28 protein-coding genes and 1 tRNA gene are annotated in these 22,749 nt (G+C 64.7%); 12 read left to right on the top strand and 17 right to left on the bottom strand.

The window, feature by feature from the left end; translation table 11 throughout:
- Positions 1–143: 143 nt before the first annotated feature.
- The 4 genes from EP007_RS10830 to EP007_RS10815 form a co-directional block, all read right to left on the bottom strand.
- Positions 144–815: an HAD family hydrolase gene (locus tag EP007_RS10830; RefSeq protein ID WP_243700369.1), complete on the bottom strand. Its 672-nt coding sequence runs from the start codon at positions 813–815 to the stop codon at positions 144–146.
- A gap of 106 nt (positions 816–921) precedes the next feature.
- Positions 922–1,332, bottom strand: coding sequence for a CoA-binding protein (locus EP007_RS10825; protein ID WP_128477666.1), 411 nt, complete (start codon positions 1,330–1,332; stop codon positions 922–924).
- 47 nt (positions 1,333–1,379) lie between these two features.
- Positions 1,380–2,036 carry an RAD55 family ATPase gene (locus EP007_RS10820; RefSeq protein ID WP_128477665.1) on the bottom strand — a complete coding sequence of 219 codons (657 nt, stop codon included), beginning with the start codon at positions 2,034–2,036 and terminating at the stop codon, positions 1,380–1,382.
- A 193-nt stretch (positions 2,037–2,229) separates the two neighbouring features.
- The gene (locus EP007_RS10815; protein WP_128477664.1) at positions 2,230–3,348 is read right to left on the bottom strand and encodes a hypothetical protein; all 1,119 of its coding nucleotides are present in this window, start codon (positions 3,346–3,348) and stop codon (positions 2,230–2,232) included.
- A gap of 119 nt (positions 3,349–3,467) precedes the next feature.
- On the opposite strand from EP007_RS10815, the gene EP007_RS10810 reads away from it, so the two are divergent.
- The 3 genes from EP007_RS10810 to EP007_RS10805 all read left to right on the top strand — a co-directional run bounded on the left by EP007_RS10810 (position 3,468) and on the right by EP007_RS10805 (position 5,222).
- On the top strand, positions 3,468–4,772 hold the full coding sequence (locus EP007_RS10810) for a geranylgeranylglyceryl/heptaprenylglyceryl phosphate synthase (protein WP_128477663.1): 1,305 nt from the start codon (positions 3,468–3,470) through the stop codon (positions 4,770–4,772).
- 135 nt (positions 4,773–4,907) lie between these two features.
- The gene (locus tag EP007_RS17495; protein WP_166035544.1) at positions 4,908–5,075 is read left to right on the top strand and encodes a hypothetical protein; all 168 of its coding nucleotides are present in this window, start codon (positions 4,908–4,910) and stop codon (positions 5,073–5,075) included.
- Between the two features lie 72 nt (positions 5,076–5,147).
- Positions 5,148–5,222 (top strand) — tRNA-Arg (locus EP007_RS10805).
- 136 nt (positions 5,223–5,358) lie between these two features.
- On the opposite strand, the gene EP007_RS10800 is transcribed toward EP007_RS10805, so the two are convergent.
- Entirely contained in the window at positions 5,359–5,865 is a 507-nt protein-coding gene (locus EP007_RS10800; protein ID WP_128477662.1) for a DUF7311 family protein, read from the bottom strand.
- Positions 5,865–6,395 (bottom strand): DUF7310 family coiled-coil domain-containing protein, encoded by a 531-nt coding sequence (locus EP007_RS10795; RefSeq protein ID WP_128477661.1) that lies wholly within the window; start codon positions 6,393–6,395, stop codon positions 5,865–5,867. The genes EP007_RS10800 and EP007_RS10795 overlap by 1 nt, the downstream gene beginning before the upstream one ends.
- Positions 6,396–6,571: 176 nt before the next feature.
- Between EP007_RS10795 and EP007_RS10790 the strand changes: the two genes are divergently transcribed.
- The 3 genes from EP007_RS10790 to EP007_RS10780 all read left to right on the top strand — a co-directional run bounded on the left by EP007_RS10790 (position 6,572) and on the right by EP007_RS10780 (position 8,495).
- Entirely contained in the window at positions 6,572–7,651 is a 1,080-nt protein-coding gene (locus EP007_RS10790; protein WP_128477660.1) for a tubulin/FtsZ family protein, read from the top strand.
- Between the two features lie 83 nt (positions 7,652–7,734).
- Positions 7,735–8,040, top strand: a complete 306-nt coding sequence (locus EP007_RS10785) for a toxin-antitoxin system TumE family protein (protein WP_128477659.1) — start codon at positions 7,735–7,737, stop codon at positions 8,038–8,040.
- A 35-nt stretch (positions 8,041–8,075) separates the two neighbouring features.
- Complete coding sequence (locus tag EP007_RS10780; RefSeq protein WP_243700368.1) at positions 8,076–8,495, top strand: HVO_A0114 family putative DNA-binding protein; 420 nt, start codon at positions 8,076–8,078, stop codon at positions 8,493–8,495.
- Between the two features lie 42 nt (positions 8,496–8,537).
- On the opposite strand, the gene EP007_RS10775 is transcribed toward EP007_RS10780, so the two are convergent.
- The 3 genes from EP007_RS10775 to EP007_RS10765 form a co-directional block, all read right to left on the bottom strand.
- On the bottom strand, positions 8,538–9,881 hold the full coding sequence (locus EP007_RS10775) for an alkaline phosphatase family protein (protein WP_128477658.1): 1,344 nt from the start codon (positions 9,879–9,881) through the stop codon (positions 8,538–8,540).
- A 123-nt stretch (positions 9,882–10,004) separates the two neighbouring features.
- Positions 10,005–11,120, bottom strand: a complete 1,116-nt coding sequence (locus EP007_RS10770; protein WP_128477657.1) for a DHH family phosphoesterase — start codon at positions 11,118–11,120, stop codon at positions 10,005–10,007.
- A gap of 102 nt (positions 11,121–11,222) precedes the next feature.
- Positions 11,223–11,756 (bottom strand): inorganic diphosphatase, encoded by a 534-nt coding sequence (locus EP007_RS10765; RefSeq protein WP_128477656.1) that lies wholly within the window; start codon positions 11,754–11,756, stop codon positions 11,223–11,225.
- Between the two features lie 227 nt (positions 11,757–11,983).
- Here EP007_RS10765 and EP007_RS10760 point away from each other — a divergent pair, with 227 nt between their 5' ends.
- Complete coding sequence (locus tag EP007_RS10760; protein ID WP_128477655.1) at positions 11,984–12,340, top strand: PadR family transcriptional regulator; 357 nt, start codon at positions 11,984–11,986, stop codon at positions 12,338–12,340.
- A gap of 24 nt (positions 12,341–12,364) precedes the next feature.
- Here EP007_RS10760 and EP007_RS10755 read toward each other — a convergent pair whose 3' ends face one another.
- Entirely contained in the window at positions 12,365–12,976 is a 612-nt protein-coding gene (locus EP007_RS10755) for a DUF7108 family protein (RefSeq protein ID WP_166035542.1), read from the bottom strand.
- Entirely contained in the window at positions 12,969–13,562 is a 594-nt protein-coding gene (rnhA, locus tag EP007_RS10750; RefSeq protein WP_128477654.1) for a ribonuclease HI, read from the bottom strand. Before rnhA ends, EP007_RS10755 begins: the two co-directional genes overlap by 8 nt.
- A 178-nt stretch (positions 13,563–13,740) precedes the next feature.
- Between rnhA and EP007_RS10745 the strand changes: the two genes are divergently transcribed.
- The 3 genes from EP007_RS10745 to EP007_RS10735 all read left to right on the top strand — a co-directional run bounded on the left by EP007_RS10745 (position 13,741) and on the right by EP007_RS10735 (position 16,645).
- On the top strand, positions 13,741–14,706 hold the full coding sequence (locus EP007_RS10745; protein WP_128477653.1) for a transcription initiation factor IIB: 966 nt from the start codon (positions 13,741–13,743) through the stop codon (positions 14,704–14,706).
- Positions 14,707–15,118: 412 nt separating this feature from the next.
- Positions 15,119–16,378 (top strand): DNA repair protein NreA, encoded by a 1,260-nt coding sequence (gene nreA / locus EP007_RS10740; protein WP_128477652.1) that lies wholly within the window; start codon positions 15,119–15,121, stop codon positions 16,376–16,378.
- Between the two features lie 45 nt (positions 16,379–16,423).
- Positions 16,424–16,645 carry a hypothetical protein gene (locus EP007_RS10735; protein WP_208023484.1) on the top strand — a complete coding sequence of 74 codons (222 nt, stop codon included), beginning with the start codon at positions 16,424–16,426 and terminating at the stop codon, positions 16,643–16,645.
- Here the strand turns inward: EP007_RS10735 and EP007_RS10730 are convergent, their stop codons facing one another.
- From EP007_RS10730 to EP007_RS10705, 6 genes are all read right to left on the bottom strand, one after another.
- Positions 16,646–17,095 (bottom strand): DUF302 domain-containing protein, encoded by a 450-nt coding sequence (locus EP007_RS10730; RefSeq protein WP_128477651.1) that lies wholly within the window; start codon positions 17,093–17,095, stop codon positions 16,646–16,648.
- 92 nt (positions 17,096–17,187) lie between these two features.
- Positions 17,188–17,868 carry a CPBP family intramembrane glutamic endopeptidase gene (locus EP007_RS10725; RefSeq protein ID WP_243700367.1) on the bottom strand — a complete coding sequence of 227 codons (681 nt, stop codon included), beginning with the start codon at positions 17,866–17,868 and terminating at the stop codon, positions 17,188–17,190.
- A 1-nt stretch (position 17,869) separates the two neighbouring features.
- Positions 17,870–18,160: a DUF5789 family protein gene (locus EP007_RS10720; RefSeq protein ID WP_128477650.1), complete on the bottom strand. Its 291-nt coding sequence runs from the start codon at positions 18,158–18,160 to the stop codon at positions 17,870–17,872.
- Between the two features lie 134 nt (positions 18,161–18,294).
- Entirely contained in the window at positions 18,295–18,591 is a 297-nt protein-coding gene (locus tag EP007_RS10715) for a HalOD1 output domain-containing protein (protein WP_166035540.1), read from the bottom strand.
- 108 nt (positions 18,592–18,699) lie between these two features.
- Complete coding sequence (locus EP007_RS18270) at positions 18,700–19,293, bottom strand: plastocyanin/azurin family copper-binding protein (protein WP_368408073.1); 594 nt, start codon at positions 19,291–19,293, stop codon at positions 18,700–18,702.
- Positions 19,294–19,331: 38 nt separating this feature from the next.
- Complete coding sequence (locus EP007_RS10705; RefSeq protein ID WP_128477649.1) at positions 19,332–20,624, bottom strand: amidohydrolase; 1,293 nt, start codon at positions 20,622–20,624, stop codon at positions 19,332–19,334.
- A 254-nt stretch (positions 20,625–20,878) separates the two neighbouring features.
- Here EP007_RS10705 and EP007_RS10700 point away from each other — a divergent pair, with 254 nt between their 5' ends.
- Together EP007_RS10700 and EP007_RS10695 are read left to right on the top strand one after the other, a co-directional pair.
- Entirely contained in the window at positions 20,879–22,453 is a 1,575-nt protein-coding gene (locus EP007_RS10700; protein ID WP_128477648.1) for a Na+/H+ antiporter NhaC family protein, read from the top strand.
- The gene (locus EP007_RS10695; RefSeq protein WP_128477647.1) at positions 22,450–22,716 is read left to right on the top strand and encodes a DUF7513 family protein; all 267 of its coding nucleotides are present in this window, start codon (positions 22,450–22,452) and stop codon (positions 22,714–22,716) included. Before EP007_RS10700 ends, EP007_RS10695 begins: the two co-directional genes overlap by 4 nt.
- Positions 22,717–22,749: the final 33 nt, after the last annotated feature.

Genomic DNA, 22,749 nt, shown 5'->3' with positions numbered 1-22,749 from the left:
TGCGGTTGCGGTATGAGTGGCGTCGGTAGTAGCTAGCTCCCACTCGACGTTCTCCATCGTCTCGCGGTAGCGAGATAGCCTCTCAAAGTCGGCAGTAGCTACTTCGCTACACATCGACCGAGGGTGAGCCAACTACTCCGGATTCACGTCCACGGCGGCGCGTGCAGGTCGTGCATCGAGTCGATGCGGTACTCCGGCACGCAGTTGCCGTCCGCCTCGGCGCGGGCCAACCAGACGGCCGCCACGCCCGCGGCCTGCGCGCCCGCCACGTCCGAGCGCAGAGAGTTGCCGACGTGGACCGCCTCGCTGGCCTCGATGCCCAGCGCCGAGAGCGTCCGGTAGAACGGGTCGGGGTCGGGTTTGACCACGCCGTTCGACCCCGCGAACGTCGCCGCGGCGAATCGGTCGGCGATGTCCAGCGCGGCCAACTTCGCGCGCTGGGTCTCCCGGTCGCCGTTGGTCACAAGCGCGAGGTCGTGGCGCGCGCCGAGAGCGTCCAGCGCCGACTCCGCGCCGGGCAGGAACTCGACTGCGGTCGGGTCAGGGTCCTCGTAGGCGCGGGCCACCGCCAGCGCGTCCGCGGGGTCCCGACCCTGCTCGTCGGCGATGCCGGTGAAACACCGCTCGCGGAGTTCGACCAGCGAGTCGGCCGTCACGCGCGCCAGCCAGCGCCGGAACTCCGGGACGCCGAAGAAGGGGTCAACGCCCGCGGTATCGAAGGCGTCGGCGAGTCGGTCGGCGGTTGAGCGGGGCTGCTCGCAGATGGTGTCGTCCAAGTCGAGAAAGACGGTGGCGGTGTCCGCAGTCACAGTCATTGGCGGTCGATACGCGCTCGACGGACAAAACGGCTCCGAGGGTTCTCGGGACCGCGAGCGGCGACCCGACTGCTCGGCCGACAGGGATGTCGGAGACCGAGACCGCTCAGGCCACCAGTCGCTGGTGTTCGACCTTGAGACACTTGTCCTGCACGACGCGCAGTCCGGCCTCCTCAGCGCGCGCGGCGGCCTCCTCGTCGGCGATGCCGAGTTGGGTCCAGACCACTGCCACGTCGTCGCGGTCCAGCGCCTCATCGACGATGCCCGACACCTCGTCGCTCGGCCGGAACACGTCCACGATATCGACGGTCTCCTCGACCGCCGACAGCGAGTCGTAGGCCTTCCGGCCCAGAATCTCGTCGGCGGTCGGGTTCACCGGAATCACCTCGTAGCCGCTGTCGAGCAGGTACTTCGGAATCTCGTGGGCGTCCTTGCCGGGCGTCGAGGAACACCCGACGACCGCGATGCGGGTCATCCCGAGGATTTCGCGGAGTTCGGCGTCGCTCTCTACGGGCATAGGTAACGTGACGCCGCCTGCGGCCAAAAGGGTTGAGGTAGCGACAGTCAGCGGCCGGGAACCGGCCGCCAGTCGGTGTCATTGCCGATACCCTTCACGCGGAGTTCCGAGTGGTTGTCCTCGCCCTCGCGGACCTCGATTTGGCCGTCGAACAACTGCTGGAGCGTACTCATCGTCTGCTGGTCGTGGGCCGTCGAGTCGATGACGAACACACCCAGTGCGTCGGCGCTCTGGACCCGACCGGTGAATACGTGAAGAAACCGAAACACCGTCTGGAGGTTCGAGTACATCAACAGCGTCGAGAGCGAGTGGAGCAAAATTCGGTTTCGCTGGACGTTCTTCTCCTTGTAGAACCCCTGTAGAAACTCCGAAAGCTGAATCCCGATGCCGGTCATGTCCTTCGGAGAGGAGGCGTAGGCGATGTGGTCGCTCTGGGAGGGGTTCATGCCCTGTTGCTTGGAGACGCAGTCCACGATGCCGACGGGACCGCTTTCATCGCGGCCGAGCAACTCACGGAGGTCCTCGCGCACGTCTTCGCCGCCGTCCTTCGTCGTGACGACGATGGTGCCGTCCCCGCGACGGCTTCCGTGTGCGAGAATCTCCAGAGCGAGAGTTCGTTTGCCCGTCATCGGTGGCCCGGCCACCAGGAGGTTCGTCCCCGGTTCGACCTTGACCCCCGGACAGACCTCTCCCAATCCGTACATGGCGATTCCTCGCGTAGAGTTGCGACCGGAACGGGGTCGCGGCTAGCCCCGTCCCGGCGTCGTCTGGCAGTAAAATATCCTCTTCCGCTTATATTCTTTTTGATTACTCCCGAGGCACCGACTCGCAGAGTAGCGCTCTGCCTGCCACTATCTAGTTCACGTCTCGCGCCCGGCCGTCACGCGCTCGGTCGGCTTACGCGCCCAGTCGTTCGATGCGGTCGAGCGACTGCTGGCGGATGTACTCGATGGCGATTCGCGTGAGGTGGTCGCCGTCGTCGGCGCAGTCGTCGGCCCGGTCGAGGTAGGCGTTCACGATGCGCCGGAGGCGTTCGACCCCGACCGCTCGGTCGTCCGCCAGATTCAACTCGGCGGTGACGGGGGTGAGCTGCGTGCCCCTGTCTTCGGGGTAGTCGTCGGTGTCGTCCAGCCCTATCTGTGCGCCGACGACCATGAGGACGATTGCGCGCTTGAACCCCTCGCCCAACGCCACGCCAAGGTCGGCCTCGTACATGTTGAGCATGTCCTCGTAGAGGACGCCGACGCGGGCGTACTGCGTGGCGAAGTACGGCAAGTCCGTCGCCGCCTCGAAGAGGTCCGCCCCCTCGCTGTCGGCGAACTTGTACTCTTCGCGGATTGCGTCGGTGACTTCCGCGCGCTCGTCGGACCCGGCCGCCGAGTCGTGGAATCTATCGAGCAGGTCGCGGAACGCCTCGTCGTCGTCCTGATGGCGCTCGGAGAGTTCGACCGCGCGCTCGTAGGCCGCCCGGACCTCCGGGGGCGTCCCTTCGCTGTCGAACCACGACTCGACGCCCTCCTGAAGGCTGGCCTGCGCGAGTTCGGCCACGCGTTCTCGCGGTCGGAGGTTCGTCTCGAAGTCCTCGTACTCGTCGTCGTTGATGGCGTCGCGCATGTCGCCGTCGAGGAGCGCACGCACGACGTTCCGCGTCGTCTCTCGCCCGCGAGCGACGAACTCGCGGTCCACGTCGCGGCCGGTTCTGGCGAGCGGTACGTCGCCAGCGACGACGTGGATACGCCCGAGCGTCAACAGTGCGGGCAGGACCAGTCGCGTGTCGTAGTCGAATCGGGCCTGCTCGTCTTCCGCGCCGGGCGCGGGGTCGAGGTCGCCGTCCTCGCGCGCCCGCTGGAGGTCTCGCTCGACGCTCAGAAACAGGCGCTCGGTCATCGACTCGATTTCGGACTCGACCTCGTTGCGGAGCAACACCATCGTCACGACCCGCGGGTCCCGCGACTCAGCGAGGTGGCCGAACAGCGCCCGCACAGTCGCCGGGATTCGGGACCGAACGCTACCCATGTGAACGTGAGTCTCCCGCCGCAGTATTTGAGGGTTGTGTTCTCCGAGGGCGTTACCGAGTCGGTCGCCGCTCGATGAAGCGAGCTATTTATCTATCTCACGGCAGGTTGTGGGCCTGTATGACGAGTTTCGACGGTGCCGCGCGACTGCTCGGTCGCCTCGGTCGCGGGGTCTCGCTGGCCGCCCGGACCGTCCTCCCGGTCGATACCAACCCGGTTCCGGGTGACTGGACTCACGTCACCAAAGTGGACCCGGAAGACGAAAAGAAACTCCCGCTGCTCTATCCGCTCTATCTCCGCCACTCCGGCGCGGTGTCGGTCGGCGGGTCGGCCGACGTGAACGCGACGAACACCGAGCAGACCTTCGACCTACTCGCGCCCGCCTCGGTTCCGGTGTTCCACGAACCGAGCGGCCCGCGCCACGTCACTCCGAAGACCCGCGAGCAGGCCGACCTGCTGGCCATCCCCGAGGTGCTGAACGGCGACTCCCAGTCGCTCGTCGGCCAGTTGGGCGCGGGCACCGAGTACATCCGCGAGGAGATTGTCCCCGAAGTGTTGAGCGCGCGCTTCCCGTGGCTCCCGGCCGTCGTCACCGACGCGCTCGCGGACTCGGCGACCTCGTGGCTCCTCGCCGACGCGGTGTTCGAGGCTTACGTCATCCAGAACCCCGACAGCGCCGCGGCGCGCGAGGCCAACGTCACCGACTCGGACCTGCTGTCGCCCCGCGAGGCCAAGCAGCGCGCGATGGCGGCCGAGCGCCACCTCGAAAGCGAACTCGTCTACCTCGAATACTCGGGGACCTACGGCGGCGACGAGGCCGCCGAGACGCTCGCCGCCATCTCCGATGGGCTGACGTGGTCGCGGCTCTGGTACGGCGGCGGTGTCGATTCCCGCGAGCGCGCCGAGGCGATACTCGACGCTGGCGCGGACACCGTCGTCGTCGGCGACGCCTTCCACCGCGTCGCCGACGAGGAGACCGACATCTGTGAGCGCGCCGCCGATGCGCTCGACCTGGACGCGTCCGCGTCGGCGGTCCGCGAGTGGGTCGCCGAGAACGTCGCCGTCGCCGATTCGAACGCCGCGGCCTATCTCGCCACGATTCCGAGTGCGCCCGACCCCGAGCGACTGGCCCGCAGGTATCTGACCGCGACGGTTCGGACGTGGCTTCGACTGCGAGCGCACCGCGAGGAGGACGCGTCGGCGTCCGACGGGCGTCTCCGTGCGGACCTCCGGCGCGCGCTCGGTCCCGACCTGTTCGGCGGTCTCTCGGACGCCGACGCCCGACTGGTCGGGCGCACCCTCGCCGCGCTTCTCAACGACGCCCGAAGCGGCGCGAGCGAGGGCGTCGCCGGTCGAGAGGACGGGTCATCGCCGAACGACGCCGACGCGGTGGCGACGCATCTGGGACTGACCTCGTCGTCGTAGCGACGCTCAAGCGACGATTCGAGCCGGGGTAGAGGGCGGTGAAAAATATCTTTTCAGACTCTCTCGGGCATATCCTTGGGAAGAGGAATGAAAAACGACTTAACCTAGTTCGTAGAAATGAGCGTTCGTAGTGCCATGAGTCTCGCCGAAAAGCTTGCGCGCGTGGTCTGTACGGACGACCCCGAGGAGACCTACGAGTGCAAGGACTGCGGCGCGGCGTTCTCGCTCGACCGCCAGACCTGCCCCGACTGCGGGAGTTGCATCATCGACCGCATCGACTGGAACAGCGTCGTCTCCGACTGAGCCACGGTAAGCCAGCACACGGTCGGTCGAAATCATTGTGTTTAAAACGAGCGAGACAGTAGGGTTGAGTGCGGGCGCTTAGCTCAGTCTGGACAGAGTACTTGGCTTCGGACCAAGCTGCCACGGGTTCAAATCCTGTAGCGCCCACTCGTTTTCCGAACGGTCCACATTCACGCGACGGCAGTACGGTGGTTATAAATCCGCCGTCAACTCCACGTTTGCTTTCTTTCGGATTCCGAATGCGGTGGCCACCATCCCGTGAGGGACGTCACCGACGTATTATCTACCCAACGTTCGCCGAGACGACCACCGTCGGCCGCCCGTCGAGTCGGACCAGTCGGAGCGTGACCGCGTAGGTCTCGCCGCCGCGGAGGACCAGCGCCGACGCGTCCGACTCGGCTACCGCACCATTCCGAACCACCCGCAGGTCGGTGCCGACTCGCCGGACCTGTCGGGGCGCGCCCGCGACCCCGAAGACCATCACGTCGCGCTCGGCGGAGTCGTTCGCTCGAACCGACTGTCCCGGCGCTGACTCTCCGTCCGGAACGCCGCCGATAGCGACGACGCCGAGCGCGGCCGCCGTCGGCGACCGCTCTGGGAGCGACACCGCGAGCGTCCGGCGCGCGCCGGGTGCGTCCTCGCTGGCGAGCGTCGTCGCGGCCGCCTCGATTCGGTCGAGTTCGCGCTCCGCGAGACGTTCGCTCCGGGTCGCTCGCGCGTCCTCAATCGCGGGCGTCGCGGCCGCGACCAGCGCGACTGCGAGCGCGACGGCGAGGACCAGTCGAAGCACTACAGTCGCTCCGCGATGCGGTCGAGCAGGCCCCGCTGGTCGGTCTCGGGCGTCCTGTCACCGAACTCGTCGTCTTCGTGAGTCGCGTCACCAACTTTGTCGTCGGTCTCGAACCTCGCCCTCCTGCGCTTCGAGGGAGTGGCCCGCCCAGATTCGCATCTGCAGTGTCGCTCCGAGCGAGCGCGGTCGTCGGTCGCGTCATGCTCTGGGTGCTCCGGGCACTCTGGACGCTCCGGACGCTCGGCATCGAGCGCCGTCTCCAGCGCTTCGGCTTTCGCCAGCGCGGCGTCGGCCCGGCTCTCGACCGACTCGTTGACCGCGCGGACGTTGCCGACGTACCCCCGGAGCGCCTGCGTCGCGGCGTTGAGTTCGTCGAGGCGCTCGTCCACATCGTCGAGTCGCGCGGACAGCGTTTCGACTTCGCGGGTTAACTCCGCGGCGTCCCGAAGGTCCGTCAGGTCGCTGTCGTCGTCGGTCAGCGCGCGTTCCACGGCGCGGAGTCGCCGTTCGAGTGCATCGGCGTCGGACATGGTGGCGGTTCGTGACGTTCCGGTATTTAAACCTACGTCTACTGGGGACGGTGGCGATTCCGATACAGTTCCGAGTCGAGTTAAAAAAACTCCAAACTACCGCGTCTCGGAGATAACAAACAGGAGAAGGCTCGGACGCCGGAAGGTTGATTAGCCGTCAATTCGACTCACCGTGCATGAAAGTCGTCCTGATTGGTGTCGGACAGGCCGGGGGGAAACTCACCCAGCGACTGGCCCAGTACGACCAGAAGATGGGTTTCGATGCGGTACAGGGAGCCCTCGCTGTCAACTCCGCGAAGGCGGACCTTCGAGAGCTAGACCTCGATACAGTGCTGATCGGACAGGACCGCGTGAAAGGCCACGGCGTCGGCGGTGACAACGAGTTGGGTGCCGAAGTCATGCAGAACGACGCGACGCAGGTGATGGACGCCTTGGACGGCCGTATCACCGCGCAGGCCGAGGCTATCTTCGTCGTCGCGGGACTCGGTGGCGGCACGGGGTCGGGCGGCGCGCCCGTCCTCGCGCGCGAACTCAACCGCGTCTACCAGATTCCGGTGTACGGACTCGGCGTCCTCCCCGGCCGGGGCGAGGGGGCGATGTATCAGGCCAACGCCGGGCGCTCGCTCAAGACCCTCGTCCGGGAGGCCGACGCGACGCTCCTCATCGACAATGACGCGTGGCACACCTCGGGCGAGAGCATGGGCGAGGCCTTCGAGAAGATAAACCAGAACATCGCCCAGCGCGTCGGCCTGCTGTTCGCCTCGGGCGAAGCGGTCGAAGGCGTCGGCGAGAGCGTCGTTGACTCCAGCGAGGTCATCAACACACTCCGCTCGGGTGGTATCGCCACGCTCGGGTTCGCCAGTGCGAAGGCCGCCGAGGACGCCGAGGAGAACGTCAACGCCGTGACCTCGATGACCCGGAAGGCCCTGTTGAGCAATCTTAGCCTCCCGAACGCCATCGAGGCCGATTCCGGTCTCCTCGTCGTTGCCGGACAACCGGAGTCCATCCCGCGAAAGGGCGTCGAGCGCGCGCGAAAGTGGGTCGAACAGGAGACCGGCAGTCTACAGGTCCGAGGCGGTGACTTCCCGCTCGACAGCGACCGACTCGCGGCGCTCATCGTTCTCGGCGGCGTCGAACGCTCCGAGCGCGTCGAGGAGTTCCTCGAACGCGCGAAGGAAGCGAGCAAGGAGGCCGACGAACCCGACGAGGACCCGGCCGAGCAGTTCCACAACGACGAGCTAGAGGACTTGATTTAGCGACCGGTTCGATTTTGCTGGCGGAGTTTCGTTGGTCCGAATGCCAACATTCATATTGTTGGCAATGATACCAACATATGTCGATGGCTCCGAGCGACCGCGACGATGTTGTCGTCGTTTTCGACCGTCGCCGTGACTTTGGTACCGACATCGTGAAACTTCGCGTTCTTCGTGTCCCCTGTTCAGAGAAGTTTCCAAACGGGGTCAAGTACGCGTACCACTACGCAGAGAAAGGGGCAGATGTTCCGTATCTTCGGTACGACAACCACCACGGCGTACACGAGAGACACGAAGGAGAACACGTCGAGGAGGTCGAGTTTCCGGGATACGAAACGTTGCTCCGGCAGTTCGCTCGGGAAATTCCGGTTCACCTCCAGTTGCACCGCTGACGACACTCGAACGACGTTTCAAACACACCCTTACCATGACCGAACCAGAAATCGACCCGACGACGCTCACGATTCGCGTCGAATCGGCCGAATCGTTTTTCGAAGACGCATTAGACGACCTCAGCGGACTCGAATCAGGCGACGAGGTCGCGGAGACCCACGTTCTCAGTCTGCCGGACGAAGAAGCACTCGACCGGGTGTTGAACCCGAAAAATCTCGCGTTGCTCCGGGCGACGCTGAACGACGAGCCAGCGAGCGTCCGAGAGTTAGCTCGTGCCGTCGAGCGCGACGTAAAAAACGTCTCGACCGCGGTAAACGAACTCGCCGAACTCGGCGTCCTCGAACTCGAACAGGACGGGCGAGCGAAACGGCCAGTCGTGTGGTACGACGAAATCGAAGTCCGGTACTCGCTTCGAAATCCGGACCTCGGCGGACGAACTGCCGGTCTCTCGTAGCGGCAAAAACCGGACTCGGTCAAGTCAGAACTTCTCCGGTCCTCAGACGAGACTCTTCCCGTCGAACTCGCCCGCGTCGTACTCCATCTCCATCAGGTCGAGAATCGTCGGCGCGATGTCGTAGAGGTCCACGTCCCGAATCGTCGCGTCGGGGTCGTCCACGAACAGCGAGGCGTTGTCGAAGCTATGCATACCGTTGCGGGGACCGTGACCGAACACGTCCGCGTGACCCTTGAACCCGGCCTTGAGGTCGAAGCCGTGGTTCGGGATGGCGACGAGGTCGGGCGCGATGTCGTCGTGGTCGCCGTGGAACGCCTCCTCCTTCTCGACCACGCGGTCACAGACCTTCCGGCCCTCGGGACCTTCGAGGTTTTCGAGCGCCTCCTTGAGTTGCGCGCGCTTCTGTTCGTACTCGCTCTCGGGGACGCTCCCGCGAGGTTCGCGGTCTTCGAGGTTGATGTAGAACCGGCCGGGGATGAGCGAGTAGGCCTCGGTGTCGTCGCTGATGTCGCCCAACTCCTCGTGGTCGTCGTCCTCGTAGGAGAGCCACCCCTCCTGTCGAAGCCACTCGTTGAAGTGGACCTCGTAGTCCAGCGAGGTGAACCCGTGGTCGGAGGCGACCATCATCGTTACGTCGTCGGGGAGATTCTGGCGAATCTCGCCGAGATAGCGGTCCACCTTCCGGTAGAACTCTACGAACTCCTCTTTGTACTCCATGTCCTCCTCGTAGTGCTTGTAGAGGAAGTGGTTCACTCGGTCAGTCGTCATGAAGACGCCGAAGAAGAGGTCCCAGTCGTCCTGCTGGAGGTAGTGTTTGAACGCCTCGTAGCGCGCGTCGAGCGTCTTGTGGGCGTCCTCGATGAACGCTTCTTTGTCTTCGTCGTGTCCGAGTTTCGGGTTCGCATCGAGTTTGTAGTCGATGGACTGCAGGTAATCGCGCAGTTCGTCAGGGTACGCGGCCTTGTCGATGCTCGGCGAGAGGAACCCCGAGACCATCCGCTGGACGTTGCGCTGGGGCGGGAAAGTGACGGGGACGTTCATGACGGTGGCGTCCCGTCCGGCGTCCTGCACACGGTCCCAGAGGCGGGTCGCCTGCACGTCGCGGCCCATCGGGACGTAGGTGTCGTAGGAGCCTATTTCTCGGTCCTGAAAGCCGTAGACGCCGGTCTTTCCGGGGTTAACGCCGGTCGTCAGCGACGGCCAGCAGGCCGACGACTCGGGCGGCACGATGCTGTCTATCGCACCCGAGGAACCTTCCTCAGCGAGGGCGGCCAGATGCTCGAACTCGTCGAAGTGGTCCTTAAGGAAACTGTACGGAACGCCGTCGATACCGAGGAACGCCACGCGGGGCTTGTCGTCGCCACGAAGCTTGTCGAAGAGACCCATGTATCCCGGTAGAACGAGCGGACACATGAAATTTCTTTTCGTAGTCACGGCCCACGACGTGAAAGATGATGAAGGAATGGGGCACGACCGAAGGATTTGAGAGACGACAAGGACGCGGAGTCGCTACGAACTCTCGAACGCCTCGAACAGCGCCTTCCGGGTGCTGGCGTCGATGAGCATGTCGAGGGTTTCCTCGTGTTCGCCGCCGACCTGCGCGAACAGGCCGAGCGGGACGCGAGCGGTCGCCGAATCGGTGTTGCCGCCGGTCGTCTCGCTGGTGCCGAACGCCGAGTCGAGAATGTCGAAGGCGTTGGTCCGCACGTCGTCGGCCCGGCAGGAGACGACGATGGTCTCCTCGTGGATGCCGAAGACGGCGGCGGTCGAGACGCCTTCGAGTCGGAGCATCGTGTCGGCGGCCTCTTCGAGCGCCGAGACGGAGGGCACCGACCCGACGTTCGTCACGGCGAAACTCGCCCGGCGCTCGCGGTTGGCGATAGCGTCGCTGATCACGTCGAAGGTGTCGCCGCTCATCCCCGGCGAGCGCAGGTCCTCGATGCGCCCGAGGTCGGCGTAGGCGTGGAGGAACCCGGCGGCCTCGTAGTCGTGCTTGCCGTTCGCCCGGCGGAACTCGCGGGTCCCGGCCCGGACGCCGTGGAGGAGCGCGGTGGCGACTCGCTGGTCGGGGACGACGTTTTCGTCTTCCAACAGGCGCGTGATCGTCGTTGCGGTCGCGCCGTCGTCGGTCGGCGTGACCGTGAGGATGTTCTCCTCGGCGGTCGGTCGGTGGCGAACGACGGCGACGACCGGCGGGTTGTTCGAGAGGCGCGGCGTGCCGCCGCCGCCGCCGACCGCGATGGCGGCGTCGGCGTCGGTCAACTCCTCGGCCCCGTCGCCGATGACCGACAGTTCGAGGTCGAAGATGTTGGAGAACGTCTTGCTGTCCTCGCCCGTGACCGGCCCCTCCGCGAACAGGTGGGCGGTGACGCCCCACTCGGTGCAGAGCGTCTGGAGACCCATCGCGGCCGCGAGCGCGTCGATGCTCGGTCCCTCGGGGACGACGAGCGCGACGCGGTTTTGTCCCGCGACGGTGTTTTTCAGCGCGTCCACCGGTTCGTCCCCGTCCTCGCGCCGCCAGTCGGTGAGCGATTGGGCGGCATAAAGGACCAACCCGCCCGAGAAGACGAGCGTCACGGCTACTACGACCATCTCTGTACTGCCGAGCGAGGACCCGAAAGCCATCGATTCGTGGTTGTTCAGGCCACCGTCAAATAGTTTCGGGCGGCTATCCGGAAGCTGAGAGTATCAAAACGAGAAAACGGCGCGAAAACGGGAATCGAGCAGTTAGGCGAAGTTCTCTTCGTAGAGGTCCATCGCGTGCTCGATGGCGTCTTTCGCCGACTCCTTGTCTTCCCAGCCGAGCGTTTCGGTCTCTTTGCCCGCTTCGAGGTTCTTGTACGTCTCGAAGAACTCAGAGATTTCGTCTTTCTGCTGACTGCTGAGGTCGTCTACGTCCTGCACGTTGTCGTAGCGCGGGTCCTCGGAGGGAACCGCGATGACCTTGTCGTCCTGTTCGCCGTCGTCGTCCATCTTCATCAGCGCGACCGGACGGGCCTCGATGACACAGCCGGGGAACGTCTGGTCCTCGACGAGGACGAGCACGTCGAAGGGGTCCTCGTCGTCGTAGTAGGACTGCGGGATGAAGCCGTAGTCGCTCGGGTAGTGGACGTTACTGTGGAGAACGCGGTCGAGGACGACGCCGGGGATGTCCTTGTCGTACTCGTACTTGTTGCGCTCGCCTTTGAGACATTCCACGACGGCGTAGATTTCTTCGGGCGGGTTCGGTCCGGTTTCCAAGTCTTCCCAGAGATTAGCCATGTTGCAGTCCGGAAATCCGTCCGAAGTCCGGAAAATCCTTTCGGCATTGCGCCGTCCGGGGACTTCGCAGCGAAGAGGAAAATTACATTACAATTACCGGCAATTTTCGGGCGGTACTTCAATTTACATAACGACTAGTGGTACAACTAGGGGGTAGAACGTGGAAACTCCGACCAAGTGGGGAAGGATTAAATACCATCGTGACAAATCGCAGGGTGTCAGAGTCTATGTCAGAGGCACAGACACTCACAGAGACTAGTACAGCACGCAACCTCACCGCCTTCCAAAAGAATATCCTGAGCATCCTCTCGGAAGAAGCGATGTACGGACTCGCCATCAAGCGCGAGCTGGAGGACTACTACGGGGAGGAAGTCAATCACGGTCGCCTGTACCCCAACCTCGACACGCTCGTCGAGAAGGGCTACGTGGAGAAGAGCGAACTCGACAAGCGGACCAACCAGTACGAGCTGACCGACGAGGGCCTCGCGGTCGTCGTGGACCTACTCGAGTGGACGCTCTCGAAGTTCGTCACGGGCGAAGACCGCGCCGAGCAGATTCGCAACCTCGTCGCGGACAACGAGTAAGAGTCGCGTTCTCCCGACGAGCGATTACTCGTCGGCGACCTCAAACACGAGGTCGATAGACTCTTGGACCGTTTTGCGTTGTTTTTCCGTCGGCCACGCGTTCCGTGGGAAATACTCCGAGAAGAACTCCGACAGTTCGTCGCTAGTCGCCGATTCGACCGGCCGAGCGTAGTGATTCCCCATGAAGTCGGCGAACGCGGCGGCGTTGTCGCCGTGAACGTCGCCGTGGACCTCGCGGACGCGCGCCGCGATGTCGCGGTTGTGTTGCTCGACTGATTCCCACTCGTCGGGGTCGCCCGGCCCGGACAGCGATATCTCGACTGCGCGGTCGGTGTCCTCGATGCGTTCGGTCCGGATCAGTCCGTCTTCGAGCCACTCGTCGGGGTGAAGGACAAGCGTCTCGCCGGGGTCCTCCTCGCGGACGCGCGCCCTGAACTCGTGGTCGTCGAGGAGTTCGCTTCGCTCCTCGCGGTAGGCCTCGGCCTCCGCGTCGTCCACGGCGTCGCGCGCGAGTCGCGTCAGGCGCTCGGCGCGCTCGACGGTCTCTCTCGGGAGTTCGCCGTCGGCGGACTCGCCGTCCGCAGTCGATTCGTCGCCGTTCTCGATAGCGTCGTCAGAAGGGTGCGTTTCAGGCATCGTCGAGGGCCTCGTTGGCCAGTTTGTCGGCGCGCTCGTTTATCTCTCTCGGGACGTGGCTCAACTCCCAGTCGTCGAACTCCGTGAGCAGTTCTCGGACGGTCACGCGGCGCTCGCGGAGTTCCGGGTCGTTGGTGTTCCACGCGCCCGTGACCTGTTTGACGATGAGTTCGGAGTCACCCTTCACCTCGATGGTGTCGAAACCGTAGTCGCGGGCCGCGCGCACCGCCCGAATCAGCGCCTCGTACTCAGCCTGATTGTTCGTCGCGCGGCCGATGGTCTCGCTCCCCTCGGCGGCGACGCCCTCGCTGGTGACGATGACCCACCCGACCGAGGACGGTCCGGGATTCCCCCGACACGCGCCGTCGAAGTAGACGTAGGCGTGGCCGCCCTCGTCTCGGAGAACCGTCTCGATGTCCTGTGGACTTGCGCCCTGTACCACGACCTTGCCGTCGTAGGCGACCGCGTTGGCGTCGCGCAGTTGTGCGCGCCACTGCTCGTGGTCGGAGTTGCCCGCCGACACTTCGGCACCTGCGTCGGCCAGTTTCTCCCGCGCGGCGTCCACGTCGCACTCGATGACGGGCATACACGTTGGTCCTCGATAGCCGCATAAACGCGTTCCGATGGCGGTTCGTGGGAGTTACGTCGGCGACCGGCGGGACACAGAGCGGAGGGCGCGCGCCAGGAGGTATTCTGACCTCGGAGTAACCATCCATTACCGGCCGAGGATTTAAGTGCTTCGACACTACTACTATAAAAGTGCGATGACACGGTCCACTCGCCAGCGGGAGCGCCAAGCCGAGACGGAGCAAACGGAGGATGAGTCAGAGGGTGTACGGGAATGTCCCGAATGCAATTCTGATAACCTCGTAAAGAGTTCCGACAGGGCGGAACTCGTATGTGAAGACTGCGGCCTCGTCGTCGAGGAAGAGCAGATAGACCCCGGTCCTGAGTGGCGCGCGTTCAACCATCAGGAGCGCCAAGAGAAGTCGCGCGTCGGTGCCCCGACCACGCAGACGATGCACGACAAGGGCCTGACGACGACTATCGACTGGAAGGACAAGGACGCCTACGGGCGGTCCATCTCCTCGAAGAAGCGAAGTCAGATGCATCGCCTGCGCAAGTGGCAAGAGCGCATCCGCACCAAGGACGCGGGCGAGCGCAACCTCCAGTTCGCACTCAGCGAAATCGACCGCATGGCCTCGGCCCTCGGCGTCCCGCGGTCGGTCCGAGAGGTGGCCAGCGTCATCTACCGACGAGCGCTGAAGGAGGACCTGATTCGGGGGCGCTCCATCGAGGGCGTCGCCACCAGCGCGCTCTACGCCGCCTGTCGAAAGGAGGGCATCCCGCGAAGTCTCGAAGAAATCTCGGAGGTATCGCGCGTCGAACGCAAGGAAATCGGTCGAACCTACCGCTACATCTCCCAAGAACTCGGCTTGGAGATGAAACCGGTGGACCCGAAGAAGTACGTTCCGCGATTCTGTTCCGAACTCGAACTCAGCGAGGAAGTCCAGACCAAGGCCAACGAAATCATCGAGACCACCGCCGAGGAGGGTCTGCTCTCGGGTAAGTCGCCCACGGGGTACGCGGCCGCCGCCATCTACGCGGCGTCGCTGCTCTGCAACGAGAAGAAGACCCAGCGTGAGGTCGCGGACGTGGCCCAAGTGACCGAAGTCACTATCCGCAACCGGTATCAGGAACAGATCGAGGCGATGGGCATCCACAGCTAACGCCTCGACGGACCGCTTTCGACCGACGACTCGCAGTTTCGGCGACTGGTGGTGTGCGCCGGAAACCATCTCGGCGATTTTTCCGGTTTTATTTTCGCGTGCTAGCGGCCGTTCTGCGGATTAGGAGCGGCCACGGTTCGGGGTCCGGCGGTTCGAAGAGCGCGGCGCGTCCCGAGGTCGATTCCACCCAGTGCGCCCGAAACCCGGTTCACGGGTGGCTCCGCGGTCCGTAGGTTCAAGTACCAGAACGGAACCAACCCCGGCCGTGACCTGACAGTCGTCGCGGGCCAGCCAAGCGAAACGGTGGTTCGACTGGCCCGCGCCGGACAGAACCACCTGTACGCCACAGCGCGAGACACCGCTACCGCCGAGCGAGTAAGGTTCAAAGCGTTCGGGGTCCAAGGAGCGACGAATGCGTCTCGACGAGTACATCGAGGGACTCGGCCCGGACGAGGCCGACCGCAAGCGCCGACTCGCCGAGGAGAAGTCCTACGAGATTCTCGACTACGTCGAGCAGGTCGAGGACCGTTTCTCCGAGGTCACGCAGGGCGACTCGCTGTTCGGCAGCACCTCGCCCTCGGTGTTCGTCGGCCGGTCGAACTACCCCAACGTCTCGACCGGCATCCTCTCGCCTGTCGGCGAGGAGGAGCGCGCGGCCGACTTCGCCACGAGTAGCGAGTGGTACGAGCAGGGACTCGACATCGACAACGTCCTCCAGTACCGGACCGGCCTGTTGAACTCGAACCACTCCGCGGACGTGGACAACGTGACCGACGCGTGGGACGGGTTCGTCGGCACCCAGCGCGAGGTCGCCATCGCCGACCGGCCGGTAGACGTGGAAATCGGTCTCTCGAACTCGCTGGACCTCGATTTGGACGTGGACGACGTGACGACGCCGACGGGACCCTCCGCGCGGGCCACGTCGGCGGACCTCGCGGAGAACCCCCACGTCCCGCGCCCGGTCAAGAAGACGCTCGAAGACGACGACTGGCAGGCCCAAGGCGCGATGACCTACCTCTACCGCCGAGGGTTCGACGTGTACGACATCAACGACATCCTCTCGGCGGGTGCGCTCGGCCGCGGGCAGAACCGGCGACTCGTCCCGACTCGGTGGTCGATCACCGCGGTTGACGACACCATCGGCCAGTATCTCCGGGGCCAGATACGGGACCGACCGAGCATCGACCAAACGCAGGTCTGGGTCAACGAGTACATCGGCAACCGCTACTGGGTCGTCCTCACGCCCGGCCAGTGGGAGTACGAACTCGTGGAGATGAAGGCCCCCGGAAGCGTCTGGAACCAAGACCCGACCGGCGAAACGTGGATGGCCAGCGCCCACGAGGGGTACGAGGGTCGAACAGGCTACGTGGACGAGACCGCGGGGGCGTACTACGCGTCGCGCCTCGCGGTCCTCGAACACCTCGAGTCCGTCGGGCGACAGGCCAAATGTCTCGTTCTCCGGGAGGTTTCGGACGACTACTGGGCACCGGTCGGCGTCTGGCAAATCCGCGAGAGCATCCGCAACGCCTTCGAGGGCGAGTTCGGAGAGACCGAGACGTTCCACGACGCGGTTCGAGAAATCGCGCCACAGCTACCGGTCTCGCTTGCCGACCTCCGGCGCAAGTCGAACATGCTCTCGGGCCTGCAGGCGAATCTCGCGGACTTCTCCTGACTCGCAGGCGAAGGTTTATCCTGTCGGTCGAACAATTATTCGACCGTGCTACCCCTTCAAGTCGGCTTCCCTGGCGGAATGGAGCTGATTGTCATCTTCATCATGGCGATTCTGCTGTTCGGTATCCCGATAGTTCTCATCGCGGGTGGTCTCGCCCTCTATCGACAGACCCAGACCGACCAACCCGCCAGCGAGGAGATCGAATCGCTCCGGCGCGAAGTACAACGTCTCCGCGAGGAAATCGACGAGTTGGACGACGAGGAGTAGTCAGGCCGTATCGAGGTTCGACCACGCTTCTTCGACGAACTCGCCGGTGTCGCTCACGATTTCCTCCCACTCTGCCTCGTCGGGAGCCATTCCTGCGAGTCGCGCGACCTTCATGATGCTGACGTGGTAGACGGTCTGACGGCCGGGTTCCTCCTGCCAGACGACGACGTTACACGGGAACAGCGCGCCGATTCGGTTGTCGCTAGCGTCGAGCGCGCGGTCGGCCATGTTCGGGTTGCATGCGCCCAGTACGTGGTAGGGGTCGCGGTCCGCACCGATTTTCTCGGCCAACATCTCGGAGGGCGAGAACTCGGTAGCGACGCCGAATCCGGCGTCGGTGAACGCCTCGCGGACGTGTTCGACTGCCTCTTGGTGGTCCATCTCAAGCGTCGCGCGCTTCTCGCCGATGTCGTCGCTGTCGAGTGCCGTGGGGTCGATTGGAAGTGTCATACAGGACTCGCTTCGCGGTCAAGGGTGAAAAGGACGGCCCTCGCAGATATCGGGGTGCAAAAAACGGACGGCACCGGTGGTTCGACCCGACCTCACAGCGGAATCGGGAGCCACCGAAGCCATCGAACCACGCGCTCGGGGGGAATCAGCGGCGGATGAAGAACCAACCAGTCCAACAGCGCCAGTCCGACGCCGTGAGCGACGACGGAGGGTACGATGGAGTTGCTCTTGTAGTCCACCGCACCGAACAGCACGTCGGTCGGTCCCGAGAGCAGGAGTTCGATGGGCGGCTTGTACATGTGGTGGAAGGCGTAGACGACCGGACTGATGAAGACGCTCTTGAACCCGAGTTCCCGTACGCCGACGCAGAGCAGTCCCCGGTAGTACGTCTCGGCGGCGAGCGCGACGAGGAACTGCATCGCCGCGTGGGGGAGGAACTGCCCGAGCGCGGGACTCGTCTCCCACATCGGGTAGTAAGTCCGAATCGTCGGGAGCGACGACCCGACGACGTAGAACGGGAGAACGAACAGCGAGAGCAGGATGGTGTTGCGAATCACGGTCCGGTCCACGCGGTAGCCCAGAGTGCGGCCGTGTCGGAACGCCAGCCCGAGCGGCGCGAGAATGTAGACGAGAGTATCCCGGACCAGTCGCTCGTTCAGTCCGCGCACGTCCCACGACATCCAGACGACTGTCAGGACGGCACCCGCGAGGAGCGCGCGCTGAACCCAACTCAGCCGGGCGACGCCCCGGCGGACCGACCGGGCGACCGACACGCTACTCGCTCGCGGTCGGGACTGGTCCCGTGCCGGTCACGTCGCGGACCATCTCAAGGAACTCTTGTCGGCTCTCGAAGTAGGTCTCGTCGAGCTGTTCCAGCAGGTCGGCCAGTTCGCGTGGTCCCTCAGGCGTCCGGACGGTCGCTCCGTTTTCTTTCCGGAGAATTTCGCTCTTCTGGACGGGCCAGTGGAGGCGCGAGGCGACGCGAGCGAGCGGCGCGCCCTCGACGGACTCGCCCTCACCGAGTTCGACGGCAGGCTCTGCTTCTTCCTCGTTGTCGTCAGCCATACGCCGGAATTCGAATCCCTCGGGATTAGAGCTTTCGGAACGACGCGTTCGGGGGTCTCGGTCCGCGGGGACGCCGCACCGGTCGGAACTGGGCGGTAGGTCGAGTGGTCGGTACTGTCTCGTGGAGTAACGAACTACTCGCGGACGACGACGTAACCGTCGCTGTAGACGGTTACTTCGTAGTCGAGAAGCGTAAAAACGACGTGGCCGCTCCCGCGGGCCATGCCGTTGTGACGGTCACTGAAGAGATTGTCGAGGGCGTCGGGGTCTATTTGATCGTAGAGCGGCGTCCCGAGTTCGGCCGGTTCGAGGTCGGCCGCGTCAGCGACCGCCTCAATGACCGCCGCGCTCAGGGGTTGGTCCCGGTCGTCAGTCGTGCGTTCGGTGATTTCGTGTGCGTCGGTACAGTTTTCAATAGCGTGCTCACTCATATGTCGTTGTCCTCCGATCCGCAGGCGCTACCCAAACGTGCCGCAGCAACCCATAAAAAAACATCGCAACGCATTTGAAAAGGTTGTTCCAATGTCAGTATTCGGCTCCTACTCTACTCCGTAGTCGCCGCCATACTTCAGGAAGAAGTACGCGAGGAGAACGACCAAGACCATCGCGGCCGTCGTGACGATGCCGACGAGTCGGGCGCTGTTCGGGATGTCGGGGACGAGGCCGTTGTCACCGCCGTCGCCACCGCCCGCGTCGGCCGAGACCGTGAGTTCCGCTACCATCCCTGCGGTCTCGTGAGGGATGCAGAAGTAGCCGTAGGTCCCCTCGACCTCGAAGGTGTGCTCGTAGGTCTCCCCGCCCGCGACCTCGCCCTCGGGGGAGGCCTGTCTGGCGGCCTGTTCGGCGTCGAAGCCCCCCGACGCGAAGAAATCGGCGTCGCCGGGAATCTCGTCCTCGTAGGCCGTCACCGAGTGGCCGATACTGCCGACGTTCTCCCAGACGACGGTCGTGCCCGGCGCGACCGTCGCGTCGTCGGGGTCGAACACGAGGCCGTCAGTCATGTCGATGATGCGCTGGTTCTCTTGGTCTCGGGCCAGTGCTTTCCCCGAAGCGTACGACGACGCGACTGTTCCCGCGGCCGCGCCGAGGAAGTCGCGCCGCGAGACGGCGGTCGAACTGTTTCCCCCATGCACTCTTCGCTCGGTCCCGACTCACATAGCAGTTACCCCGCTCAGGGTCGTCGGTCGGCGATGTCACGGATAGCGCCCGCGAGAACGTCGATACCGACGGGGAGCGACGCCTCGTCCACGTCGAAGGTCGCGGTGTGGTGGCCGCCGGGGTGGTCGGTGCCGACGCCGACGTAGGCCGCCTTCCCGCCGTTGCGCTGGACCGCGCGCATCAGGTAGGTCGCGTCCTCGCTCCCGCCCAACTCGTCGCGGTGGACGACGTTCTCGACGCCTTCCGTCTGGCCTGCCACGTCGCCGACGATAGAGACCAACTCCTCGTCGCTCTCGGCGCTCGGGGCCTCGCCGTTGGTCGTGATATCGACCTCGCAACCGTGCATCTCGGCCGCGGATTCGAGGACGCGCTCGGCGCGCTCTTTCATGTAGTCTTTGAGTTCGGTCGTCTCGCCCCGGACCTCGCCCTCCACGAAGGCCTCCTCGGGAATGATGTTGGTCGCGGTGCCACCGCCGACCTTGCCCGCGTTGACTCTGGTCGCGCCGTCCTCGTGGCGCGCGATGGCGTAGAGGTTCTGGACCGCGGTCGCCATCGCCTGCACGGCGTTCTCTCCGGCGTTGGGTTCGCCGCCCGCGTGGGCCGGAACGCCTTCGAACTCGGCCCGAAAGTGGCTTACCGCGAGGAAGCCGCCGAGACCCGCAACGATTTCGCCGGTCGGGTGGTCGAGTCCGATGTGGGCCGCCAGCAGGTAGTCCACGTCTGCGAGGTGGTCGCTCTCGGCCATCGACTTCCCGCCCGCGATCATCTCTTCGCCGGGTTGGAAGAAGACTTTGAGCGTCCCCTCGAAGTCGCTATCCTTGATGGTCTCGATGACGCCCAATCCGATGGTCGCGTGGGCGTCGTGGCCGCAGGCGTGCATCGCGCCGTCGTGTTCCGAACGGAAGCCCTCCGCGGCGGGTTCGTGGTCGTCGTCCTCGGATTCGGCGCGGAGGAGTCCGTCGATGTCCACGCGAAGACCGACTACGGGACCCTCCTCGGGATTCTCGCCTTCAATTACGGCGACAGCGCCGGTGTAGCCGCCTTCGAGTTGCTGGAGGATTTCGTCGTCAGCGCCCGCCTCACGGGCCTGCTCGTACCACTCGGTCAGTTCCTCGTCGTCGGGGACCGCCATGCGCGCGTCCTCGGCGATGGCGTCGGGACCGACGTAGCGGTCGTCTACGCCGATGCGTTCCAGCTCTTCAGCGATTTTGGCGGTCGTGTAGAACTCCCGCCACGCGGGTTCGGGGTGGCGGTGGAGGTCGCGTCGAATCTCGACTAGTCGGTCGCGCTCGGCCTGTTGGCTCATGTGCGGTCGCAGGGGCGCGGGAGCCTTAAGTGCTGGAGGCCCGGCAAACTGGGTCGGGTCGCCCGCGCCGCCGCTCCGCAGTCGCCCGCGCTGATAGTCGAAACCGAGCGCGGAATCCGGGAGTTAATAAATTGGTTATAATACGTGGCTTGAAATAGCCAGTCCTGACAGTGACACCCTAAAGAGGAACTGACAGTACCCCCTGCTGGAGGGGTGGCTTCTTGTACCCGGCCTGAATACACTTCCGCGAGAGTATGGCTGACAAGGGAGACGACCCCCCAGAAGAAGTAGTTTCAGAGGAATTATCAGACGCAGAACAAGCTCGGTCGGGACCCCGAATCGAGTTCTACGGTGGTCCCGCGGCCAGCGCCATCCCTATCGGACTGTTCATCGCGTGGGCCATCTTCCAGAGTGGACTCCTTCGAATCGGCGACACGCAGGGCCTCGTCGCCGGGATGCTCATCTCGCTCATCGTCGGGATGTTCTTCGCAAAGGGCGACTGGAAGAGCTACGCCAACACGATTTTCGAGGGGATGACCCAACGCGTGGCCGCGACAGCCATCGTCGCGTGGCTCTGGGCGGGCATGTTCTCGGACACGATTCAGGCCGGTGAGTTCGTCAGCGGTCTCGTCTGGGCCGCCGACGCCCTCTCGGTCGGCGCGACGCTGTTCCCCGCGATTACGTTCATCCTCGCGGGCCTGCTGGCGACGGGCATCGGGACGGGGTACGGGACGGTCATCGCGTTCACCGGACTGTTCTTCCCGGCGGGCGTCCTCATCGGCGCGAACCCGGTCTTGCTGTTCGGCGCGATTCTGTCGGGCGCGGTCTTCGGTGACAACCTCGCGCCAGTCTCGGACACGACTATCGTGAGCGCGGTGACTCAAGACGCCGACATCGGCGGCGTCGTCGCCTCGCGGTTCAAGTACGCCATCGTCGCCGCGGTGCTGGCGTTCGTGAGCTACCTCGTCGCTGGGTCGGTGATGCCCGGTGCGGACGTGGCGGGGAGCGCGGACATCCTCAGCGGACAGACCGAGGCGCTCGGTCTCGTCCATCTCGCGTCCATCGGCGTCGTCATCGCCACGGCCGTCAGCGGCCGACACATCGTAGAAGCGGTTTCGTGGGGTCTCATCGTCGCCGTCGCGGCCAACATCGCATTCGACCTCGCGTCGGTCTCGGAGATGCTGCTGTTTACCGCCCCGGACAGCGTCGCGCTGGCCGAATCGCTGGAGTTCCTACCGTTCATCGCAGTCGCTCCGGCAGGGTCGGATGCCGTCGGCGTCTCGGGCACCATCTACTCGGGCGCGGTCGGGTTCTTCCCGCTCATCGTGCTGACCCTGCTCATCGTCGCGGGAGCGCGCATCATGATTCAGGGCGGCGGCTTCGAGGCCATCCAGAACTGGTTGCTCGAAAATGTCGCCACCAACGTCCGGCGGGCCGAGACCACGATGGTCCTCGGCACGGCGTCGGTCAACGCGATGATTACCATCAACACCGCCGCGGAGATCGCCATCGCGCCCTACATCGCGCGCATCGGCGAGCGGTTCAACATCAACGGCTACCGGCGCGCGAACATTCTCGACGCTAACACCTCCGCGCTCGGCTACATCTTCCCGTGGGCGGGCGGCGTCCTCGTGGGCTACACCGAGATGCAGGGTCTCCCCGGACAGTTCGACTGGTTCACCCAATCGCTGCTGGTCAACCCCGTGGAGGTCTGGCCGTTTGTCTTCCACGGCTGGTTCCTGTTCGGCGTGTTCATCCTCGCAGCGCTGACCGGATTTGGGTTGGAGTACACGACCGACCGCGAGTCCGAGGAGGTGGCTCGCGTATGAGCCTCCGTAGGAAGTATTTGGCTGGCTTGACCTTCCGGACGAGCAAGCCCACCTTCGAACCGGGCGAGGAGGTTTCGGCGTTCGTGACGGGCACCGAGCGCGGCGCGCCCGTCGCGCGCGTCGGCGACACGATTCTCCGCATCGAGGGCGCGCCCGAGAACGCCCTCGACACGCGCGTCAAACTCCGCGTCGAGGAGTTCGACGGCAACGACCATCGAGGCACGGCGACGTATCTGGAGACGGTTGGCGAGTCGTCGTTCTGAACGCGGCGCTCGTTCGAGGTTCGACGCGACGCT

Source organism: Halorussus pelagicus (assembly GCF_004087835.1).
GTDB lineage: Archaea > Halobacteriota > Halobacteria > Halobacteriales > Haladaptataceae > Halorussus > Halorussus pelagicus.
This window is presented reverse-complemented; position numbering and strand designations above follow the sequence as displayed.

Coding starts and splice junctions, on each gene's coding strand:
- EP007_RS10830 (WP_243700369.1), bottom strand. CDS start 815: ATGACTGTGACTGCGGACACCGCCACCGTCTTTCTCGACTTGGACGAC.
- EP007_RS10825 (WP_128477666.1), bottom strand. CDS start 1,332: ATGCCCGTAGAGAGCGACGCCGAACTCCGCGAAATCCTCGGGATGACC.
- EP007_RS10820 (WP_128477665.1), bottom strand. CDS start 2,036: ATGTACGGATTGGGAGAGGTCTGTCCGGGGGTCAAGGTCGAACCGGGG.
- EP007_RS10815 (WP_128477664.1), bottom strand. CDS start 3,348: ATGGGTAGCGTTCGGTCCCGAATCCCGGCGACTGTGCGGGCGCTGTTC.
- EP007_RS10810 (WP_128477663.1), top strand. CDS start 3,468: ATGACGAGTTTCGACGGTGCCGCGCGACTGCTCGGTCGCCTCGGTCGC.
- EP007_RS17495 (WP_166035544.1), top strand. CDS start 4,908: ATGAGTCTCGCCGAAAAGCTTGCGCGCGTGGTCTGTACGGACGACCCC.
- EP007_RS10795 (WP_128477661.1), bottom strand. CDS start 6,395: ATGTCCGACGCCGATGCACTCGAACGGCGACTCCGCGCCGTGGAACGC.
- EP007_RS10790 (WP_128477660.1), top strand. CDS start 6,572: ATGAAAGTCGTCCTGATTGGTGTCGGACAGGCCGGGGGGAAACTCACC.
- EP007_RS10785 (WP_128477659.1), top strand. CDS start 7,735: ATGGCTCCGAGCGACCGCGACGATGTTGTCGTCGTTTTCGACCGTCGC.
- EP007_RS10780 (WP_243700368.1), top strand. CDS start 8,076: ATGACCGAACCAGAAATCGACCCGACGACGCTCACGATTCGCGTCGAA.
- EP007_RS10775 (WP_128477658.1), bottom strand. CDS start 9,881: ATGGGTCTCTTCGACAAGCTTCGTGGCGACGACAAGCCCCGCGTGGCG.
- EP007_RS10770 (WP_128477657.1), bottom strand. CDS start 11,120: ATGGCTTTCGGGTCCTCGCTCGGCAGTACAGAGATGGTCGTAGTAGCC.
- EP007_RS10765 (WP_128477656.1), bottom strand. CDS start 11,756: ATGGCTAATCTCTGGGAAGACTTGGAAACCGGACCGAACCCGCCCGAA.
- EP007_RS10760 (WP_128477655.1), top strand. CDS start 11,984: ATGTCAGAGGCACAGACACTCACAGAGACTAGTACAGCACGCAACCTC.
- EP007_RS10755 (WP_166035542.1), bottom strand. CDS start 12,976: ATGCCTGAAACGCACCCTTCTGACGACGCTATCGAGAACGGCGACGAA.
- rnhA (WP_128477654.1), bottom strand. CDS start 13,562: ATGCCCGTCATCGAGTGCGACGTGGACGCCGCGCGGGAGAAACTGGCC.
- EP007_RS10745 (WP_128477653.1), top strand. CDS start 13,741: ATGACACGGTCCACTCGCCAGCGGGAGCGCCAAGCCGAGACGGAGCAA.
- nreA (WP_128477652.1), top strand. CDS start 15,119: ATGCGTCTCGACGAGTACATCGAGGGACTCGGCCCGGACGAGGCCGAC.
- EP007_RS10730 (WP_128477651.1), bottom strand. CDS start 17,095: ATGACACTTCCAATCGACCCCACGGCACTCGACAGCGACGACATCGGC.
- EP007_RS10720 (WP_128477650.1), bottom strand. CDS start 18,160: ATGGCTGACGACAACGAGGAAGAAGCAGAGCCTGCCGTCGAACTCGGT.
- EP007_RS10715 (WP_166035540.1), bottom strand. CDS start 18,591: ATGAGTGAGCACGCTATTGAAAACTGTACCGACGCACACGAAATCACC.
- EP007_RS10705 (WP_128477649.1), bottom strand. CDS start 20,624: ATGAGCCAACAGGCCGAGCGCGACCGACTAGTCGAGATTCGACGCGAC.
- EP007_RS10700 (WP_128477648.1), top strand. CDS start 20,879: ATGGCTGACAAGGGAGACGACCCCCCAGAAGAAGTAGTTTCAGAGGAA.
- EP007_RS10695 (WP_128477647.1), top strand. CDS start 22,450: ATGAGCCTCCGTAGGAAGTATTTGGCTGGCTTGACCTTCCGGACGAGC.